Source organism: Streptomyces sp. NPDC037100, assembly GCF_055606225.1.
The window spans coordinates 260,630-280,639 of record NZ_JBVJSX010000010.1; the positions used below are offsets into that span (position 1 = coordinate 260,630).

Annotated in this window: 16 protein-coding genes; 4 read left to right on the forward strand and 12 right to left on the reverse strand. The window is 70.3% G+C overall.

Features of this window, described 5'->3' with window-relative positions; translation table 11 throughout:
• The 3 genes from cimA to ACZ7EG_RS29925 all read right to left on the reverse strand — a co-directional run.
• The coding region (cimA, locus tag ACZ7EG_RS29915; protein WP_471085483.1) for a citramalate synthase at positions 1-1,590 on the reverse strand (1,590 nt) is incomplete at its 3' end.
• A 655-nt stretch (positions 1,591-2,245) separates the two neighbouring features.
• Positions 2,246-3,334, reverse strand: a complete 1,089-nt coding sequence (locus ACZ7EG_RS29920; RefSeq protein WP_471085486.1) for a branched-chain amino acid aminotransferase — start codon at positions 3,332-3,334, stop codon at positions 2,246-2,248.
• Between the two features lie 242 nt (positions 3,335-3,576).
• A complete protein-coding gene (locus ACZ7EG_RS29925; protein ID WP_471085489.1) occupies positions 3,577-4,620 on the reverse strand; it encodes a 3-isopropylmalate dehydrogenase in 1,044 nt (347 codons plus the stop codon).
• Positions 4,621-4,774: 154 nt separating this feature from the next.
• On the opposite strand from ACZ7EG_RS29925, the gene ACZ7EG_RS29930 reads away from it, so the two are divergent.
• Positions 4,775-6,352 (forward strand): purple acid phosphatase family protein, encoded by a 1,578-nt coding sequence (locus ACZ7EG_RS29930; RefSeq protein ID WP_471085492.1) that lies wholly within the window; start codon positions 4,775-4,777, stop codon positions 6,350-6,352.
• A gap of 52 nt (positions 6,353-6,404) precedes the next feature.
• Here the strand turns inward: ACZ7EG_RS29930 and ACZ7EG_RS29935 are convergent, their stop codons facing one another.
• From ACZ7EG_RS29935 to ACZ7EG_RS29950, 4 genes are all read right to left on the reverse strand, one after another.
• On the reverse strand, positions 6,405-6,536 hold the full coding sequence (locus tag ACZ7EG_RS29935; protein WP_104781486.1) for a hypothetical protein: 132 nt from the start codon (positions 6,534-6,536) through the stop codon (positions 6,405-6,407).
• Positions 6,537-6,784: 248 nt separating this feature from the next.
• Positions 6,785-7,327 carry a GNAT family N-acetyltransferase gene (locus ACZ7EG_RS29940; RefSeq protein ID WP_471085496.1) on the reverse strand — a complete coding sequence of 181 codons (543 nt, stop codon included), beginning with the start codon at positions 7,325-7,327 and terminating at the stop codon, positions 6,785-6,787.
• Positions 7,328-7,401: 74 nt separating this feature from the next.
• A complete protein-coding gene (gene pruA, locus ACZ7EG_RS29945; RefSeq protein ID WP_471085499.1) occupies positions 7,402-9,033 on the reverse strand; it encodes an L-glutamate gamma-semialdehyde dehydrogenase in 1,632 nt (543 codons plus the stop codon).
• A 72-nt stretch (positions 9,034-9,105) separates the two neighbouring features.
• Positions 9,106-10,086: a proline dehydrogenase family protein gene (locus ACZ7EG_RS29950; RefSeq protein ID WP_471085502.1), complete on the reverse strand. Its 981-nt coding sequence runs from the start codon at positions 10,084-10,086 to the stop codon at positions 9,106-9,108.
• Between the two features lie 151 nt (positions 10,087-10,237).
• On the opposite strand from ACZ7EG_RS29950, the gene ACZ7EG_RS29955 reads away from it, so the two are divergent.
• Positions 10,238-11,494 (forward strand): PucR family transcriptional regulator, encoded by a 1,257-nt coding sequence (locus ACZ7EG_RS29955; protein WP_471085505.1) that lies wholly within the window; start codon positions 10,238-10,240, stop codon positions 11,492-11,494.
• 13 nt (positions 11,495-11,507) lie between these two features.
• Entirely contained in the window at positions 11,508-12,158 is a 651-nt protein-coding gene (locus ACZ7EG_RS29960; RefSeq protein ID WP_471085508.1) for an HAD family hydrolase, read from the forward strand.
• Between the two features lie 4 nt (positions 12,159-12,162).
• Here the strand turns inward: ACZ7EG_RS29960 and ACZ7EG_RS29965 are convergent, their stop codons facing one another.
• A complete protein-coding gene (locus ACZ7EG_RS29965; protein ID WP_471085511.1) occupies positions 12,163-12,741 on the reverse strand; it encodes a TetR/AcrR family transcriptional regulator in 579 nt (192 codons plus the stop codon).
• Between the two features lie 86 nt (positions 12,742-12,827).
• On the opposite strand from ACZ7EG_RS29965, the gene ACZ7EG_RS29970 reads away from it, so the two are divergent.
• Positions 12,828-14,369: an MFS transporter gene (locus ACZ7EG_RS29970; RefSeq protein ID WP_471085514.1), complete on the forward strand. Its 1,542-nt coding sequence runs from the start codon at positions 12,828-12,830 to the stop codon at positions 14,367-14,369.
• Positions 14,370-14,421: 52 nt separating this feature from the next.
• Here the strand turns inward: ACZ7EG_RS29970 and serA are convergent, their stop codons facing one another.
• The 4 genes from serA to ACZ7EG_RS29990 all read right to left on the reverse strand — a co-directional run bounded on the left by serA (position 14,422) and on the right by ACZ7EG_RS29990 (position 19,806).
• The gene (serA, locus tag ACZ7EG_RS29975; protein WP_053668806.1) at positions 14,422-16,011 is read right to left on the reverse strand and encodes a phosphoglycerate dehydrogenase; all 1,590 of its coding nucleotides are present in this window, start codon (positions 16,009-16,011) and stop codon (positions 14,422-14,424) included.
• A 269-nt stretch (positions 16,012-16,280) separates the two neighbouring features.
• Entirely contained in the window at positions 16,281-17,279 is a 999-nt protein-coding gene (gene ilvC, locus ACZ7EG_RS29980; RefSeq protein ID WP_030851456.1) for a ketol-acid reductoisomerase, read from the reverse strand.
• Positions 17,280-17,400: 121 nt separating this feature from the next.
• Entirely contained in the window at positions 17,401-17,925 is a 525-nt protein-coding gene (gene ilvN / locus ACZ7EG_RS29985) for an acetolactate synthase small subunit (RefSeq protein WP_003993148.1), read from the reverse strand.
• A 36-nt stretch (positions 17,926-17,961) separates the two neighbouring features.
• Positions 17,962-19,806, reverse strand: a complete 1,845-nt coding sequence (locus ACZ7EG_RS29990) for an acetolactate synthase large subunit (protein WP_471085518.1) — start codon at positions 19,804-19,806, stop codon at positions 17,962-17,964.
• Positions 19,807-20,010 lie beyond the last annotated feature (204 nt).

Genomic DNA, 20,010 nt, shown 5'->3' on the forward strand with positions numbered 1-20,010 from the left:
GACCCCCGCGCGCAGCAGCCCGTAGGTGTACGCGTCCTCCAGGGCCTGCCAGCTCGCGGCGATGACGTTCTCGGCGACGCCGACCGTCGACCACTCGCCCGCGCCGTCGGACGTGGAGATCAGCACGCGGGTCGTGGAGTTGGTGCCGTGCTTGCCCTCCAGGATGCGGACCTTGTAGTCCACCAGCTCCAGCTTGGCGAGCTGCGGGTAGATCTTCTCCAAGCCCACGCGCAGGGACCGGTCGAGGGCGTTGACCGGGCCGTTGCCCTCCGCGGTGGCGACGATGCGCTCGCCTTTGGCCCACAGCTTGACCGTGGCCTCGTTGGCGTGGGAGCCGTCGGGCCGGTCCTCGACGATGGCCCGCCAGGACTCGACCTCGAAGTAGCGAAGCGGCCTGCCCTGGACCTCGGCGCGCAGCAGGAGTTCGAAGCTCGCGTCGGCGGCCTCGTAGGTGTAGCCCTTGAGCTCGCGCTCCTTCACCCGCTCGACCACCCGGCCGACCAGCTCGCGGTCGCCGCCGAGGTCGACGCCCAGCTCCTTGCCCTTGAGCTCGATGGACGCCCGCCCGGCCATGTCGGAGACCAGCATCCGCATGGTGTTGCCGACCAGCTCGGGGTCGATGTGCTGGTACAGGTCCGGGTCGACCTTGATCGCCGAGGCGTGCAGTCCGGCCTTGTGGGCGAAGGCGGAGAGGCCGACGTAGGGCTGGTGCGTGGAGGGGGTGAGGTTGACGACCTCGGCGATGGCGTGCGAGATGCGGGTCATCTCACGCAGACGGCCCTCGGGCAGGACCTTCTTGCCGTACTTCAGTTCCAGGGCCGCCACGACCGGGAAGAGATTGGCGTTGCCGACGCGCTCGCCGTAGCCGTTGGCCGTGCACTGCACGTGCGTCGCACCGGCGTCTACGGCGGCCAGGGTGTTGGCGACCGCGCAGCCCGTGTCGTCCTGGGCGTGGATGCCGAGCCGGGCGCCGGTGTCGGCGAGGACCGTGGCGACGACGGCCTGGATCTGGGCCGGGAGCATGCCGCCGTTGGTGTCGCACAGCACGACGACGTCCGCGCCGGCCTCCGACGCGGTACGGACGACCGCCTTGGCGTACTCGGGGTTGGCGCGGTAGCCGTCGAAGAAGTGCTCGCAGTCGATGAAGACCCGGCGGCCCTGCTCCTTGAGGAAGGACACGGTGTCGCGGACCATCGCCAGGTTCTCGTCCAGGGTGGTGCGCAGGGCGAGCTCGACATGGCGGTCGTGCGACTTGGCGACGAGTGTGATCACCGGTGCGCCGGACTCCAGGAGCGCCCTGACCTGCGGGTCCTGGTCGGCGGTGGTGCCGGCGCGGCGGGTGGAGCCGAACGCGACGAGCTGGGCGTGCCGGAAGTCGATCTCCTGCTGGGCACGGGCGAAGAACTCGGTGTCCCGGGGGTTGGCGCCCGGCCAGCCGCCCTCGATGAAGCCCACCCCGAAGTCGTCCAGGTGCCGTGCGATGGCCAGCTTGTCCGCGACGGTGAGGTTGATGCCCTCCCGCTGGGCGCCGTCGCGCAGGGTGGTGTCGAAGACGTGGAACGAATCGTCGAGCTCGCTGGTTTCGGTCATGATCTCAAGGCTCCTGGGAATGGGATCTCGGTCGTACCGGAATGACCGGCTCCACCGCCCTCACATACTCCCTCGCGCTCTCGCCTCCGGCTGCGGGTGGGCCAGAAATGCGAAAAACCTCTCGCGGGTGCGAGAGGTCTGCGCGCGGGTCTAGGACGACGGTGTCCACCCGTACCTGGTCGTACGTGGTGGTCACTGCGGACCGGCGCGCCTGCTGCCAATAATCATGGCGAACGAGAGCACGGGGGAAGTCTGGCACACCCCCCGCGCTCCGCTCACCGCCGTCTCAGGATGCGGTCGGTCACCTCGGGTGACGGACGTAGAGGTGCGAGGTGTCGTACGTGTCGCCGGCGACGAGGTCGGGTGAGGAGCTCCCCGCCGGCACCGGTCTCGTTTCCTGCTGCCGGGGTGGCGTACGCGCTGTCGGCCCCGGGTTCCGCGCGAGGGGAAGCCGGGGCCGGTGAGGCGACGCGTTCTTCTCGGCCGGCCGGTTCGCGTCCCGCTACTCGACCGACCGATTCGGCACGGCTACGAATCCGGCTTCCCGGGCGACCGGTTCGGCAGCTACGAGCCCGGCTTCCTGCCCGACCGGTTCCCCGGTGGTGGGTGGGCATGGGCGGGAGTCCGGGGGCGGAGCCCCCGGGGCCAGGGCCGGTCAGCCCAGGCGGTGCATCCAGCCGTGCTGGTCCGACGCCGTACCCCGCTGGATGTCGAGCAGCGCCTGACGGAGCCGGAGCGTGACTTCGCCCGGCTCTCCCCCGCTCTGCTTCCACTCCGCCCCGGCACGCTTCACCGTACCGACCGGAGTGATCACCGCGGCCGTACCGCAGGCGAAGACCTCGGTCAGCGACCCGTTCTCCGAGTCCCGCTGCCACTGGTCGACCGAGACCCGGCCCTCCTCGGCCTCGTACCCGAGGTCACGGGCGACGGCGAGCAGGGAGTCGCGCGTGACGCCCTCCAGGATCGACCCGGTGAGGGACGGCGTGACGATCTTGTCGCCGTACACGAAGTACAGGTTCATGCCGCCCAGCTCCTCGACCCACGTGTGCTCCACGGCGTCGAGGTAGCAGACCTGGTCGCAGCCCTTCGTCGCGGCCTCGGCCTGCGCGAGCAGGGACGCCGCGTAGTTGCCGCCCGTCTTCGCGTCGCCCATGCCTCCGGGGACGGCGCGGACGCGGTCCTCGGAGACCCAGATGGACACCGGCTTCACACCCCCGGGGAAGTACGCCCCGGCCGGGGAGGCGATCACCAGGAAGAGGTACTCGTTGGCGGGCTTCACACCCAGCCCGACCTCAGTGGCGATCATGAAGGGGCGCAGGTAGAGGGACTCCTCGCCGCCGTGCGCCGGCACCCATGCCTTGTCCTGCTGCACCAGGACGTCGCACGCCTCGATGAACGTCTCGACCGGCAGCTCGGGCATCGCGAGCCGGCGGGCGGAGCGCTGGAACCGCTCGGCGTTCTTCTCGGGGCGGAAGGTGGCGACGGACCCGTCGGGCTGCCGGTAGGCCTTCAGCCCCTCGAAGATCTCCTGTGCGTAGTGCAGGACCGTGGTGGCGGGGTCGAGGGAGATCGGCGCGTACGGCACGAGCTGGCCGTCGTGCCAGCCGCGGCCTTCCGTCCACTTGATCGTCACCATGTGGTCGGTGAAGTGGCGGCCGAACCCGGGGTTGGCCAGGATCTGCTCGCGCTCGGCGGCGGAGAGCGGGTTGGCGGAGGGCTTGAGCTCGATCGTGGGCGTCGTCATGGGTTGATGTCCTTCACCGGTTGTAGTGACGGGCCGCGCTCGGTACTGCTCTGATGGTGACCAGTGCTAGGACGTCCGAGCATTCCCTCATTGCGCGGCCTCGCGTTCGATTATCGCCCGGGGGCGGCGGCGGAAGGAACGGGGTGACTGCGGCCCGGTGGTCGATGGTGGCACCCGGCGGGAACATGCGGAAGCCGCCGGGCGCTGATGCGACCCGGCGGCCTGCGGAAAGCAGCGGCGGGTCAGCCGGCTACGCGTACGGCGAGCGCGTCGCCGATCTCCGAGGTGGAGCGGGCGGGCTTGCCGGTGCGCTCGCCGAGGTCGGCGGCGACCGCCTCGTCGATACGGGCGGCCTCGGCCTCGTAGCCGAGGTGGCGCAGCAGCAGGGCGACGGACAGCACGGTGGCGGTCGGGTCGGCCTTGCCCTGGCCGGCGATGTCCGGGGCCGAGCCGTGCACGGGCTCGAACATCGACGGGAACTCCCCGGAGGGGTTGATGTTGCCGGAGGCCGCGACGCCGATGCCGCCGGAGACGGCCGCGGCCAGGTCGGTGACGATGTCGCCGAAGAGGTTGTCCGTGACGATCACGTCGAAGCGCTCGGGCTGCGTGACGAGGTAGATCGTCGCCGCGTCCACGTGCATGTACTCGGTGGTGACCTCGGGGAACTCCTCGGCCACCTTGTTGAAGACGTTCGTCCACAGGTGACCGGCGAAGGTCAGCACGTTGTTCTTGTGGATCAGCGCGAGCTTCTTGCGGGGGCGGGCCTGGGCTCGGGCGAAGGCGTCGCGGACCACGCGCTCGACACCGAAGGCCGTGTTCACGGAGACCTCCGTGGCGACCTCGTGCTCGGTGCCCTTGCGGATCGTGCCGCCGTTGCCGGTGTAGGGGCCCTCGGTGCCCTCGCGGACCACGACGAAGTCGATCTGCGGCTCGCCCGCGAGCGGGGTGGCGACACCCGGCAGGAGCTTCGAGGGACGCAGGTTGACGTGGTGGTCGAAGGCGAAGCGGAGCTTGAGCAGGAAGCCGCGCTCCAGGACGCCGGAGGGCACGGTCGGGTCACCGATCGCGCCGAGCAGGATGGCGTCGTGCCGCTTCAGGGCGTCGAGGTCGGCGTCGGTGAGGGTCTCACCGGTGGCGTGGTAGCGCCGGGCGCCGAAGTCGTACTCCTCGGTCTCCAGCTTCACATCCTGCGGAAGGACGGCGGAGAGGACCTTCAGACCTTCGGCCACGACCTCCTGGCCGATGCCGTCACCGGGGATCACTGCGAGATTGATGCTGCGAGACATGCGGGCACCCTACTCCTCGTCCCATGGAATGACACACGGTGTCCGTGATGCGGACGCCCCGGAAGGCGCCCGCTCGGGGGCGGCACGCTTCCGTCGGGTGCCGTTCACCCGTATGTGGTGCGGTCGTCGGTCTTTGCTGGGAAATTCTCCGGACATGGAGATCCCCCACTTCGGCATCCCGCCCGAGCTCGCGCGCCGGATGAGCATGGCGGAGCAGCACGAGTACCTGAGGACGCGGCTGTCGCGGCGGCGCACCCTGGTGACCGCGGGCGCGGTGGCGAGCGGGCTGCTGACCGGCTGCGGCTCCGGCTCCCGTTCCGGGCAGGGCGGCGCCACGCCGACCGGGAGCCCGTCGCCCGCCACGTCGAAGGCCCCCGGCTCCTTGATCACGCCCTTCGGCCGTCATCTGGCCTTCGGCGCCGATCCGAAGACGCAGATGCGGATCTCCTGGCAGGTGCCGCTCGCGGTGAAGAAGCCGTACGTCCGGGTCGGCCTGCGCCCCGACGACCTCGGCCGCAGGATCGAGGCGGAGCTGCGCGACCTGCACACCCCGGAACTGAAGGGCGTACGGGCGGCGGTCGAGCAGTACTACCTGCACGCCGCGCTGGACGGACTGCGCCCGGGCACGACGTACTACTACGGCGTCGGCCACGAGGGCTTCGACCCGGCCTCCCCACGGCACCGGTCGACCGTCACGTCCTTCCGCACGGCACCGGCGAGCCCGCCCGGGCGTTTCGTGTTCACCGCGTTCGGCGACCAGGGCGTCGGTGACGAGGCGGCCCTCAACGACCGTACGCTGCTGCGCCGCGAGCCCGCCTTCCATCTGCACGCCGGCGACATCTGCTACGCCGATCCGACCGGCAAGGGCAAGGAGTCGGACGTCTTCGACGCGAGCCAGTGGGACCGGTTCCTCAAGCAGACCGAGCCGGTGGCCAGGTCGGTGCCGTGGATGGTGACGACCGGCAACCACGACATGGAGGCCTGGTACTCACCGGACGGCTACGGCGGCCAACTCGCCCGCTTCTCCCTGCCGGACAGCGGCTTCGACGCGCGCACGGCACCGGGCGTGTACGCCTTCACCTACGGCAACGTGGGCGTGGTCGCGCTGGACGCGAACGACGTGTCGTACGAGATCCCCGCCAACTTCGGCCACACGGAGGGGCGGCAGACGAAGTGGCTGGACGGCAAGCTCGGCGAGCTGCGGTCGTCCAAGGACGTCGACTTCATCGTCGTCTTCTTCCACCACTGCGCCTACTCGACGTCCACGCACGCCTCCGACGGCGGGGTGCGCGCCGAGTGGCTGCCGTTGTTCGCCCGGCACGAGGTGGACCTGGTGATCAACGGGCACAACCACGTCTACGAACGCACCGACGCGATCCGGGGCGGTGAGGTGGGCAGGCCGGTGCCGGTCGGCGGGACGACGGACCCGAGGCGGGACGGGATCGTGTACGTCACCGCGGGCGGCGGCGGCAAGGAGCTGTACGGCTTCCCCGACGGCGTGAAGGAGAGCTACGAGGGCAACACCGCCGAGCACGAACCGGTCGCCACCTTCCGGTGGACCAGGTCCCAGGGCACGAAGGCGGAGTCGGCAGCGTGGTCACGGGTGCGCTACCGCGGTTTCTCGTTCCTCTCGGTGGAGGCGGAGAGCGGCACCAGGCCGAGGCTCAAGGTGTCGGCGCTGGCGTCGAACGGTGAGCGGATCGACCACTTCGATGTGCGGCGCGGGGCGTGAGACCCCGCACCGCACCTCGCGGGCGGCTCCCGGCCTGCGGTGATACTGCGGCTCAGTGGCCGCTGGAGCCGCCGTTGTCCCTGCGGTCGAGGGCGCGCTGGAGCGCGGCGGCGGCGTTCTTCCGGTCGGACTCGGTGGTACGGGAAACGTGACGGACTCGGCGGCGGACGGTCGTCTCGGCCATGGGAAATCGACTCCTTCGACAGCACGGAGTGCACAGGGAGGGTTACGAGACGCCGGAAGGGGCGGGGAGCGGTGCCGCAGGGATTGCCTGCACGGGGCCCGGCTCACGACCGCCATTCGCTTGGTCGAGCGAGACGTTCGGCTCCTACAAAGCTAAGGGAGCGCGGAGCGTCTGTCTCCACAATTACTCGGACTTCCTACTATCTGAGACGGTGGACTGGGTCACACCATGCCGACCTGCGGTGATTTCTAGAGCACGTCGCCGTCGCGCCAGTCGAAGACCAGCTCGTGCGCGGGGTCGAGGGACCCGGCCAGGGCGGCCCGGACGTACGTGCTGCCCTCCTCCTCCGGCAGCCGGACGATGCCGTCCCGCGGGCTGAGGGCATGCACCCGGCCGGCCCACTGCTCCCAGCCGCGGGAGGTGTAGAGCCGGGCCCCGTCGTCGCTCGCGGACAGGGCGCCGAGGTCGTAGGCGCGGTCGACGACGCGCTCCAGTTCCGCCATGACCCGCCCGCCGAGGCCACCGCGACGGGCGTCGGCACGCACGGCGACGTTCTCGACGTACCCGGCCCGCAGCCACCGCCCGCCGTGCCGCACCCTGCGCATCACGACCGCCCCGTGCGCGGCGAGCCCGGATTCGTCGTGCACGAGGGCATGCACGCCGCCGAGACCGTGATCCCAGTCCTCGTCACCGAAGTCCCCCTCGAACGCGGCGTCCAGGAGGCCTCGTACGGCGTCGAGTCCGGCGGGGGTGAGATCGGCGGTGTGGGCGGTGCGCACTCGGATGGTCATCGGCCCAGTCTTTCTCCGGACATGCCGACGGGCCAGGTCTTTTCGACCTGGCCCGTCGGTTCGCCCGGGGAGTGTCAGCCCATGTGCGGGTAGGTGTAGTCCGTCGGCGGGACCAGGGTCTCCTTGATGGCGCGGGTCAGGGTCCAGCGCATCAGGTTCTGCGGGGCGCCGGCCTTGTCGTTGGTGCCGGAGGCGCGGCCGCCGCCGAAGGGCTGCTGGCCGACGACAGCACCGGTCGACTTGTCGTTGATGTAGAAGTTGCCGGCCGCGTAGCGGAGCTTGTCGGCCGTGTAGGCCGCCGCCGCCCGGTCGTTCGCGATGACCGAGCCGGTCAGGGCGTAGTCGGAGACGGACTCCATCTGGGTCAGCATCTCGTCGTACTTGTCGTCCTCGTAGACGTGCACGGCGATGATCGGGCCGAAGTACTCGGTGCGGAAGACCTCGTTCTCCGGGTCGGTGCACTCGATGACGGTCGGGCGGACGAACCAGCCCTCGGAGTCGTCGTAGGTGCCGCCCGCGACGATCGTGCAGGAGGGGTCCTCCTTGGCGCGGTCGATGGCGGCCTTGTTCTTGGCGAAGGCACGCTCGTCGATGACGGCGCCGATGAAGTTCGACAGGTCGGTGACGTCACCCATCTTGATGCCGTCGACCTCGGCGGCCAGCTCCTCCTTGAAACCGGAGTTCCAGATCGAGGCGGGGATGTACGCCCGGGAGGTGGCGCTGCACTTCTGGCCCTGGAACTCGAAGGCGCCGCGGGTGAACGCCGTCTTCAGGATCGCCGGGTCGGCCGACGGGTGGGCGACGAGGAAGTCCTTGCCGCCGGTCTCGCCGACCAGGCGCGGGTAGGTGCGGTACTTCTCGATGTTGTTGCCGACCGTCTTCCACAGGTACTGGAAGGTGGGGGTCGAACCGGTGAAGTGGATGCCGGCGAGGTCGCGGTGCTCCAGGGCGACCTTGGAGACCTCGATGCCGTCACCGGTGACGAGGTTGATGACGCCCTTGGGCAGACCGGCCTCCTCCAGCAGCTGCATCAGCAGTACGGCGGCGTGGGTCTGCGTCGGGGACGGCTTCCAGACGACGACGTTGCCCATCAGGGCGGGGGCCGTCGGGAGGTTGCCCGCGATGGCGGTGAAGTTGAAGGGCGTGATCGCGTAGACGAAGCCCTCCAGCGGGCGGTGGTCCAGACGGTTCCACACGCCGGGCGAGTTCGCCGGGGGCTGCTCGGCGAGCAGCTTGCGGGCGTAGGAGACGTTGAACCGCCAGAAGTCGATCAGCTCGCAGGGCGTGTCGATCTCGGCCTGCTGGGCGGTCTTGGACTGGCCGAGCATGGTGGAGGCGGCGAGCGTCTCGCGCCAGGGGCCGGACAGCAGCTCGGCGGCGCGCAGGATGATCGCCGCGCGGTCGTCGAAGGACAGCGCACGCCAGGCGGGGGCGGCGGCCAGGGCCGCGTCGATGGCGTCCTGGGCGTCCTGCTGCGTGGCGTTGCGGTACGTGCCGAGCACGGCCTTGTGGTTGTGCGGCTGGACGACCTGGAAGGCCTCGCCACCGCCCATCCGCTTCTCCCCGCCGATGGTGCAGGGCAGGTCGATCGGGTTGTCGGCCAGCTCCTTCAGCTTGGCCTCCAGCCGGGCCCGCTCGGCCGAGCCGGGGGCGTAGCCGTGCACCGGCTCGTTGACGGGGGTGGGGACCTGGGTCACAGCGTCCATGTTTTCCGTAACTCCTTACTGAGCGGTGTTTCGGTCTCGGCCCTTGACGGGCTCTCGGCCCTTGCCGGGCTGTCAGCCCTTGGTGAGCATCGAACGGGCGAAGAAGCGCAGGTTGGCCGGCTTCTCCGCGAGTCGGCGCATGAAGTAGCCGTACCAGTCGGTGCCGTACGCGGTGTAGACGCGCATCCGGTGCCCCTCGGCGGCCAGCCGCAGGTGTTCGTCGGTGCGGATGCCGTAGAGCATCTGGAACTCGTACTCGTCGGGCTTTCGCCCGGCCCGGTGGGCGAGTTCCTGGCCGATCGCGATCAGTCGCGGGTCGTGGGACCCGATCATCGGGTACCCCTCCCCCCGCATCAGCGTCCGCAGAATGCGGACGTATGCCCGGTCGATCGCGTGTTTGTCCTGGTGGGCGACCGAGGCGGGCTCCTTGTAGGCGCCCTTGACCAGGCGGACCCGGCTGCCGCTCTCCGCGAGGCGGCGGGCGTCGGCCTCGGTGCGGAACAGGTAGGCCTGGATGACGCAGCCGGTCTGCGGGAAGTCCTTCCGCAGCTCCTCGTGGATGGCGAACATCGAGTCGAGGGTGGTGTGGTCCTCCGCGTCGAGCGTGACCGTGGTGCCGATCTCGGCGGCGGCCTCGACGACCGGGCGGACGTTCTTCAGGGCCAGCTCGTGGCCGTACTGGAATGTGGGGGCGGGCCCGGAGGGCCCTTCGAACAGGGTGGTGGTGGGCGACGGGAGGGCCTGCCCGAACATCGACAGCTTCACCGACATCTCGGCGCGGGTGCCGAGCTCCAGCGGCTTGAGGCGGTCGACGAGCTCCAGGTAGGCGTCCCGGGCGGCGGCGGCCTGCGCGGGGTTGGTGATGTCCTCGCCGACGACGTCCATCGTCAGCTCCAGCCCCTGCTCGGTCAGACTCCGGACGACGGGGACGATGTCGTCGACGTCCTCGCCCGGGATGAAGCGGTCGACGACCTGCTTGGTCACCGGGGCCGCCGAGATCAGGCGTCGCATCCGGTCGCTGCGAGACGCGGCGAGAATCACGGGACCCAGCACGGGGCACCTCCAAGCACCAGCAACGTGAAGGCCGGACCCCTCGCGGACGACGCTTCGGGTACGGCACGGAGAACCACCGTGAAACCTAAGGATCCCTCCGATCGTGGGCCATCGACAGCTGTCACGCATCCGTGCCGCAGATCTCAGACAGATGTATGAAGGGGTCCGGGAAGTGCGCGACAATGCCCGGGTGACGTCGGAACACAGGGGCGACTACGAGGAGCTGGTCGACGAGATCTCGGAGCTGCTCGGCGCGCCCGCGACCCTGGAGAACCGGGATTTCGAGCTGATCGCCTTCGGGGCCTACGACAGTGAGGGCGACCTCGATCCGTCGGCCCTGGACCCGGTGCGCACCCGCTCGATCCTCACCCGCCGTTCGACGGCGGCCGTCCGGGCCTGGTTCGAGGGCTTCGGCATCACCCGGGCGACGGCACCGGTCCGTATCCCCCCGACACCGGAGGCCGGGGTCTACCGGGGCCGGATCTGTCTCCCCGTCCGCCACCGGGGCGTGGTGCACGGCTATGTCTGGCTCCTGGACGACGACCCCGGCCCGAGCGAGCGCCAGCTCTCCGCCGCCATGCGGGTCACGGCCCGCATCGGCGCCCTGCTCGCGGACGAGGCGCAGCACGGCGCCGACCTCAGCCGCGAACTCCGGGCCGTCCTCACCGCCGAACCCGGCTGGCAGAGCGACATGGCCGTCGCCGAACTCCGCACGGCCCTCGGCCCCCGCGCCGACGGCCTCCACGCGCTGATGTGCGTCGCCCCCTGGCCTTCGGCCGACCCGGACGACGCTCCGTCGGTCCGCGCGGTCCCGGGTGCGACGGCACTGTGCACCCTGCCGTGGGGGGCGACGGGCCAGTGTCTGGCGGTGCTGGTCCGCCTGCGCTCCCCGGACGTCCTGACTCCGGCGACCACGGCGGCGGGGCGGCTGATGGAGAGAGCGCGCGGCAAGAGCGGCACGGAGGGCGGGACGGGTGGGCCGAGCGGTGGCCCGGGCTCGCCAGCCGCCGGTATCGCCACCCCCCGCTCCGGCCTCGCCGAGTCGGCGACCGCCTGGCGGGAGGCGTCGGCGGCCGCCCGGGCGGCGCTGGCCGAGGCACGCTTCGGGCCGGTCGCGCAGTGGGCTTCGATCGGGCCGTTCCGGCTGCTCACGGCCCTGCCTCCCGAGGTCGCTCACGACCCCGTCGCCCGCACGCTGCTCACCCCGGTCCATCACGAACTCGCCCGGACCGCCGAGGTCTACCTCGACTGCGCCGGCCAGGCCGCCCGGGCCGCCGCCGAGCTGGGCATCCACCGCCAGACCCTGTACTACCGCCTGTCCCGGATCGAGAAGCTCACCGGCCTCGACCTGGACGACGGTGAGGACCGTCTGCTGCTGCACATGGCCCTCAAGGCACACCGACTGTGAGGACGGCCCGTTCATGCCTCTGCTGCTGCTCGACCTCGACAACACCCTGATCGACCGGGACGCCGCCTACCGCGCCACCCTGGTGGACTTCCTGGCCGAGCACGGGCTGCCCGAGGACGACATCGACTGGCTCATGAGCGTCGACGCCAGTGGGTACACGCCCCGCCCGGAGGTGGCCCGGGCCATGCACGGGCGGTACGGCGACCGCGTCCCCCGGGACGCCGTCCGCGATCTGCTCGACCGGGGCGCGGCCGACCGTGTCGTACTGTCCGCACCCGTCCGCACCGCACTCGAGAAGGCCACCGCCGCCGGCTGGACTCTCGCCATCGTCACCAACGGCCGTACCTCCCAGCAGGAGAGGAAGATCCGCGCCACCGGCCTCGACGCGCTGACCCACGGCTGGGCCGTCTCCGAGTGCGTCGGCCACAAGAAGCCCGCGCCGGAGATCTTCCACGCCGCTGCCGCCGCCGTCGGCGCCACGCTGGACGGCGCCTGGGTGATCGGCGACTCCCCGCACGCCGACATCGCCGGCGCGGCCGGAATCGGCGCCCGCAGTGTGTGGGTGTCGGCGGGCCGCCCGTGGACCGGGACGGCACTCACCCCCACCCGGACCGCACCCGACACCGCGTCCGCCATCGACTCGGTGGTCGGCGCACCGTGGTGAGGCGTCACTTCCTCTCGGCCGCCTCGATCACCCGGCGGAGCCCCGCCGCGAGCTGCTCGGCCTCCGGAGCGTTCTCCGGGTCGAAGGTCCACTGCGCCATCAGGCCCATCATCAGGGTCAGGTAGAAGTACCCGAGGGTGTCCACCTGCTCGTCCGTCACGTCGGCCTCGTGCCCGCCGAGGAAGAGGGGCAGGATGCCGCGTGCGCCCTCACGCTGGGCCCGCGCGAGATGCTCCCGCACCTCCGGCAGCTGCTCCCCCATGGCCACGATCTCCATGCTGAGCCGCCACATCGAACCGGGCTCCCGCATGGTCTGGATGATGTTCGCCCAGACATCGGTGAAACGCTCCAGCGACCCCGGCTCCCCGCGCAGCTCACCGCCGCCCTCGAAGGCGTCGGACATGCCCTCCACCATCTCGACGTACGCCTGTGCCAGCAGCGCGTCCTTGGAGCCGTAGTGGTAGCCGATCGAGGCCAGGTTGGTCCCCGACTCCTTGACGATGTCGCGCGCGGTCGTGCGCAGGAAGCCCTTCGCCAGCAGGCAGCGCTTGGCGCCCTCCAGCAGATCCTCACGGTGTCCCATGGCCCGCCACCCTATCCCGAGATCCAGACGAGCGTATTAAACAGCCGTACTAGACAAGCGTTTAATACGTTCGTACAGTCCTGCCCATGACGACGAAACCGCCCCCTCCCGTCCTCGCCGGCCGCCGCGAATGGACGGCCCTCGGCGTGCTGATGCTCCCGCTGCTGCTGGTCTCGATGGACGTCTCCGTCCTCTATTTCGCGATACCCGCGATCAGCGCCGACCTGGAGCCGAGCGCCACCCAGCAGTTGTGGATCTTCGACATCTACGGCTTCGTGCTGGCCGGCCTGCTGATGACGATGGGCTCGCTCGGCGACCGCATCGGGCGCCGCAGGCTCCTGCTGACCGGCGCCGCCGCCTTCGGCACGGCCTCGCTGGTCGCGGCCTACGCGAACAGTGCCGAGACCCTGATCGCCGCCCGCGCGGTCCTCGGCATCGGCGGCGCGACGCTGATGCCGTCCACGATGGCGCTCGTGCGCACGATGTTCACCGACCCCGCGCAGCGGACCAAGGCGATCGGTGTGTGGTCGGGGGTGATGACGGCCGGCATCGCGCTCGGCTCGGTGATGAGCGGGGTGCTCGTCGAGCACTTCTGGTGGGGCTCGGTCTTCCTGGTCAACCTGCCCGCGATGCTGCTGCTCCTGGCCCTCGGCCCCGTCCTGCTGCCCGAGTCGCGCACACCGAACCCCGGCCGCTTCGACCTGCTGAGCGTTCCCCTGTCGATGGCGGCGGTGCTCCCCGTCATCTACGGCCTGAAGGAACTCGCGGCCGAGGGCTGGAACGTGCGGTACGTGATGTCGGTGACCGTCGGCCTGCTCTTCGCCGCGCTGTTCGTCCACCGCCAGCGCACGGCGGCCTCCCCCCTGATCTCCCCGGCCCTGTTCCGGGCCCGCGGCTTCAGCCCGGCCGTCGTCCTCAACCTCGCCGCCGCCTTCGGCATGATGGGCTCGGCCTACTTCACCACCCAGTACATCCAGTCGGTCCTGGACAAGGGCCCCCTCGAGGCGGCGCTGTGGAGCCTGCTGCCGTCGGTGCCCATCGGGCTCGCGGCCCCGCTCTCCGCACGGCTCGTGCAGCGGGGCGTTCCCCGCGCGCACGTCGTCGGCGCAGGCTTCACGGTCGCCGCATGCGGCTACGTGATGCTGGCCCTGGCCGGTACCGATTCCCTCTGGCTGCTGCTGGCCGCGTGCGCCGTCCTGGCCTGCGGCATCGTGGCCGTCATGTCGCAGGTGGCGGACCTGGCCCTGAGCGCCGCTCCCGTGGAGAAGGCGGGCGCCGCGTCGTCCCTGCTGGAGACGGGCACGGAGTTCGGCGGCGCGCTGAGCATGGCGTTCCTCGGCTCCATCGGCACGGCCGTCTTCCGGCACGAGATGCCGGACTCGGCACCCGCCGCGGCTCGCGAGACCCTGGGCGGCGCCCTGGCCGTGGCCGACCGGCTCCCGGGGCGCGCGGGGGACGCCCCGGCGACGGCGGCGCGCGAGGCCTTCACCAGCGGCATGCACACGGCGGCCATCACGGGCGCGGTGCTGCTGACGTGCGCGGCGGCAGCGGCGGTGCTGACCCTGCGGCGGGTGGGGGTACGGAAAAACGCCGGACAGGCTGATCAGCTCAGCCCGTCCGGCGTCTGAGGAAGGAGCCCGTTCATACGAACGGGCGTCCGGGGACGCAGCCCCGGGAAGGTCAGGCCAGGTTCACCGAGCGGGCCGAGGTCGCCCCGATCTCCGCGGCCACCTCGGCCAGTACGTTCGCGGTCACCGTGTCGTCCACGGTCAGTACCGCCAGCGCCTCGCCGCCGGCCACCGCACGCGACACCTGCATGCCGGCGATGTTCAGGCCCGCCTCACCGAGGATGCGGCCGACCGTGCCGACGATGCCGGGGCGGTCCTCGTACTTCAGGACCAGCATGTGGTCGGCGAGCGCGAGGTCCACGTCGTAGTCACCGACCGCGACGATCTTCTGGAGGTGCTTGGGGCCGGCCAGCGTGCCGGACACCGACACCTCCTCGCCGTCGGCGAGGGTGCCGCGCACCGTGACGACGTTGCGGTGCTCGGTCGCCTCGGAGCTGGTGGTGAGACGCACCTCGACGCCGCGCTCCTGCGCGAACAGCGGCGCGTTGACGTAGGAGACCGTCTCGTCGACGACGTCCTCGAAGACACCCTTGAGCGCGGACAGCTCCAGCACCTTCACGTCGTGCTGGGTGATCTCGCCGTAGACCTCGACGTCGAGGCGGACCGCGACCTCACCGGCGAGCGCGGTGAAGATCCGGCCCAGGCGCTCGGCGAGCGGCAGACCGGGCTTGACGTCCTCGGCGATGACACCGCCCTGCACGTTCACCGCGTCCGGCACGAGCTCACCGGCGAGGGCGAGGCGCACCGAGCGGGCGACGGCGATACCGGCCTTCTCCTGCGCCTCGTCGGTGGAGGCACCGAGGTGCGGGGTGCAGACGACCTGGTCGAACTCGAACAGCGGGGAGTCCGTGCAGGGCTCCTTCGCGTACACGTCGAGACCGGCACCGGCGACCCGGCCCTCCTTGAGGGCGGAGTACAGCGCCTCCTCGTCGACGATCCCGCCGCGCGCGGCGTTGACGATCCGCACGCTCGGCTTGACCTTGCGCAGCGCCTCGTCGCCGATCAGGCCGACGGTCTCGGGGGTCTTGGGGAGGTGCACGGTGATGAAGTCGGAGACCTCGAGCAGCTCGTCCAGCGACAGCACCTTCACGCCCATCTGCGCGGCGCGGGCGGGCTGGATGTAGGGGTCGTAGGCGACGACCTTCATGCCGAACCCGGACATGCGCTGGGCGACGAGCGCGCCGATGCGCCCGAGGCCGACGACACCGAGGGTCTTCTCGGCCAGCTCCACACCCGTGTACTTGCTGCGCTTCCACTCGCCGTTCTTCAGCGCGGCGTTGGCCTGCGGGATGTGGCGGGCGGTGGCGACGAGCAGACCGCAGGCCAGCTCGGCGGCGGTCACGATGTTGGAGGTCGGGGCGTTGACGACCATCACGCCGGCCTTGGTGGCGGCGGAGACGTCCACGTTGTCCAGGCCGACGCCGGCTCGTGCGACGACCTTCAGCTTGTTCGCGGCGGCGATCGCCTCGGCGTCGACCTTGGTGGCCGAGCGGACCAGGATCGCGTCCACATCGGCGATGGCCGGGAGCAGCTCGGCGCGGTCCGCGCCGTTGCAGTGCCGGATCTCGAAGTCCGGGCCCAGGGCGTCGACGGTGGCGGGCGACAGCTCTTCAGCGATGAGTACGACGGGTTTCGAGCTCACGTGAGTCCTCACAAGTCCAGTGCTGCGGACGGCCGTCCCGACGGCCGCAGGCGGTGGAGGGGTGCTTGCCGCGTTGGAGACGCACGACGCTGTGGGCCTGACGCGTATGTGTGCAGCAGTCTAGTGGCGCATGGGGCGTCGTCTTGTGCCGCTGCGGAAGGATCACCCGTCCGTGGCCGGACGGGATGGACAACGCCGTACCACCGACGTTACCCGGGGTTCGCCGAAGGGGCCGGAGCGGGTTCGCTCCGGCCCCTCGGGCGGGCGGCTTACGCCTCCTCGTCGACCCAGCTCATGAGCTTGCGCAGCTCCTTGCCGGTGGTCTCCAGCAGGTGCTCGGAGTCCTGCTTCTTGTACTCGTTGTACTTCTTCAGGCCGCCGTGGTACTCGTCCATCCACTGCTGCGCGAAGGTGCCGTCCTGGATCTCGGCGAGGACCTTCTTCATCTCGGCCTTGGTGGCGTCGGTGATGATCCGCGGGCCGGTGACGTAGTCGCCCCACTCGGCGGTCTCGGAGATCGACCAGCGCATCTTCTCCAGGCCGCCCTCGTACATGAGGTCCACGATCAGCTTCAGCTCGTGCAGGCACTCGAAGTAGGCGATCTCCGGCTGGTAGCCGGCCTCGGTCAGGGTCTCGAAGCCCGCCTTGACCAGCGCCGCGGTGCCACCGCAGAGAACGGCCTGCTCACCGAACAGGTCGGTCTCGGTCTCCTCGGTGAAGGTGGTCTTGATGACACCGGCGCGGGTGCCGCCGATGCCCTTCGCGTACGACAGCGCCAGCGCGAAGCCGTTGCCCGTGGCGTCCTGCTCGACGGCGGCGATGCAGGGAACGCCGCGGCCCTCCTCGTACTGGCGGCGGACCAGGTGGCCCGGGCCCTTCGGGGCGACCATGCAGACGTCCACGCCGGCCGGGGGCTTGATGAAGCCGTAGCGGATGTTCAGGCCGTGGCCGAAGAACAGCGCGTCGCCGTCCTTCAGGTTGTCCTTGATGTGCTTCTCGTAGACCTCGGCCTGGATCGGGTCCGGGACGAGGATCATGATGACGTCGGCCTCGGCGGCGGCCTCCGACGGGCTCACCACGCGCAGGCCCTGCTCCTCGGCCTTGGCCTTGGACTTGGAGCCCTCGTGCAGACCGACGCGGACGTCGACACCCGAGTCACGGAGCGACAGCGCGTGGGCGTGGCCCTGGCTGCCGTACCCGATGACCGCGACCTTGCGGCCCTGGATGATGGACAGGTCGGCGTCGGCGTCGTAGAACAGCTCGGCCACTTTGGGTTCTCTCCTCGGGAGTGCAGGTGTTGCGTCCCACCGTATGACGGGGGGCGAAAGGGAAGTCTCAGGGTCTCGGAATACGGGCGGCCGACGGCGCGCCGACCGCCCGTTCCGGGTCTTACGCCGACCGGTCCAGGGCGCGCAGCGACCGGTCCGTGATCGAACGGGCCCCGCGGCCGATCGCGATCGTGCCGGACTGGACGAGCTCCTTGATGCCGTACGGCTCCAGCATCTTGAGCATCGCGGTCAGCTTCTCGCCGGACCCGGTGGCCTCGATGGTGACGGCCTCCGGGGAGACGTCGACGGTCTTGGCGCGGAACAGCTGGACGATCTCGACGATCTGGGAGCGCGTCTCGTTGTCGGCGCGCACCTTCACCAGGACGAGTTCGCGCTGCACCGCCTGCGACGGCTCCAGCTCGACGATCTTCAGTACGTTGACGAGCTTGTTGAGCTGCTTGGTGACCTGCTCCAGCGGCAGGTCCTCCACGCCGACGACGATGGTGATGCGGGAGATGTCGGGGTGCTCGGTGACGCCCACCGCGAGCGAGTCGATGTTGAAGCCGCGGCGGGAGAACAGGGCGGCGATCCGGGCGAGGATGCCGGGGGTGTTCTCCACCAGGACGGAGAGCGTGTGCTTGGACATGATCTGCTTCCTCTGCTTGAAAGTCCTGGGTGGCTCTCAGTCGTCTTCGTTGTCGCCGAAGTCGGGGCGGACGTCCCGGGCGGCCATGATCTCGTCGTTGGAGGTGCCGGCGGCGACCATCGGCCACACCATCGCGTCCTCGTGGACGATGAAGTCGACGACGACGGGGCGGTCGTTGACGGAGTTCGCCTCTTCGATGACCTTGTCGAGGTCGTCCGGGGACTCGCAGCGGATGGCGTAGCAGCCCATGGCCTCCGACAGCTTCACGAAGTCGGGGACGCGGGTGCCGCGGGCCTCGGGGTTGACGTCGTCCGGGCCGGAGTGCAGCACGGTGTTGGAGTACCGCTGGTTGTAGAAGAGGGTCTGCCACTGGCGGACCATCCCGAGGGCGCCGTTGTTGATGACGGCGACCTTGATCGGGATGTTGTTCAGGGCACAGGTGGTGAGTTCCTGGTTGGTCATCTGGAAGCAGCCGTCGCCGTCGATCGCCCAGACGGCCCGCTCGGGCGCTCCCGCCTTGGCGCCCATGGCGGCCGGGACGGCGTAGCCCATGGTTCCGGCGCCGCCGGAGTTGAGCCAGGTGCCCGGCTTGTCGTACTCGATGAAGTGGGCGGACCACATCTGGTGCTGGCCGACGCCCGCTGCGAAGATCGTTCCCTCGGGGGCGAGCTGCCCGATGCGCTCGATGACCTGCTGCGGGGAGAGCGAGCCGTCGCCGGGCTGGTCGTAGCCGAGCGGGTAGGTGTCGCGCCAGCGGTTCAGGTCGTTCCACCACATGCTGTAGTCGCCCTGGTGGCCCTCGCCGTGCTCCTTCTGGACGGCCTGGATCAGGTCGGCGATGACCTCGCGGGCGTCACCGACGATCGGCACGTCGGCGGCGCGGTTCTTGCCGATCTCGGCCGGGTCGATGTCCGCGTGGACGATCTTGGCGAACGGGGCGAAGCTGTCCAGCTTGCCGGTGACGCGGTCGTCGAAGCGGGCGCCGAGGGCGACGATCAGGTCGGCCTTCTGCAGTCCGGTGACGGCGGCGACCGAGCCGTGCATGCCGGGCATGCCCAGGTGCTGGGGGTGCTTGTCGGGGAACGCCCCGAGCGCCATCAGCGTGGTGGTGACGGGGGCGCCGGTGAGCTCGGCGAGGACCTTCAGCTCGGCGGTGGCCTTGGCCTTGAGCACGCCGCCGCCGACGTACAGCACGGGCCGGCGGGCCTGGGTGATCAGCTTGGCGGCCTCGCGGATCTGCTTGGCGTGCGGCTTGGTCACCGGACGGTAGCCGGGCAGGTCCATGGCGGGCGGCCAGGAGAAGGTGGTCTTCGCCTGGAGGGCGTCCTTGGCGATGTCGACCAGGACCGGGCCGGGGCGGCCGGTGGAGGCGATGTGGAACGCCTGGGCGATGATCCGCGGAATGTCCTCGGCCTTGGTGACGAGGAAGTTGTGCTTGGTGATCGGCATGGTGATGCCGACGATGTCCGCCTCCTGGAAGGCGTCCGTGCCGATCGCCTTGGACGCCACCTGGCCGGTGATCGCGACCAGCGGCACGGAGTCCATGTGCGCGTCGGCGATCGGGGTGACCAGGTTGGTGGCGCCCGGGCCGGAGGTGGCCATGCAGACACCGACCTTGCCGGTGGCCTGCGCGTAGCCGGTGGCGGCGTGACCGGCGCCCTGCTCATGGCGGACCAGGACGTGGCGCACCCGGGTCGAGTCCATCAGCGGGTCGTAGGCCGGGAGGATCGCACCGCCGGGAATGCCGAATACCGTGTCGGCGCCGACCTCCTCGAGAGAGCGGATGAGGGACTGCGCGCCCGTCACCTGCTCGGGGGCGGAGTGTCCTCCGGATCGGGGCCGGGGCTGCGGGTGGTGGGCCCCGGTGGCCTGCTCGGTCATCGGCATTCTCTTCTCAGATGCTGAGGGTTTATGCGAGGTTTGTGCGGTCTTCGGCTGTTGCACGAAAGGCGCCTGTGCAACAAAAAACCCCTCGTGCCATAAGGCAAGCGAGGGGAGCGCGCCGGGTGGGGTCGCTGAGCGGTCGAAGCTCAGCGTCAGCCGACGCGCTTTCCAAGTACGAGAATTCGGGTGCGCATGGCACTG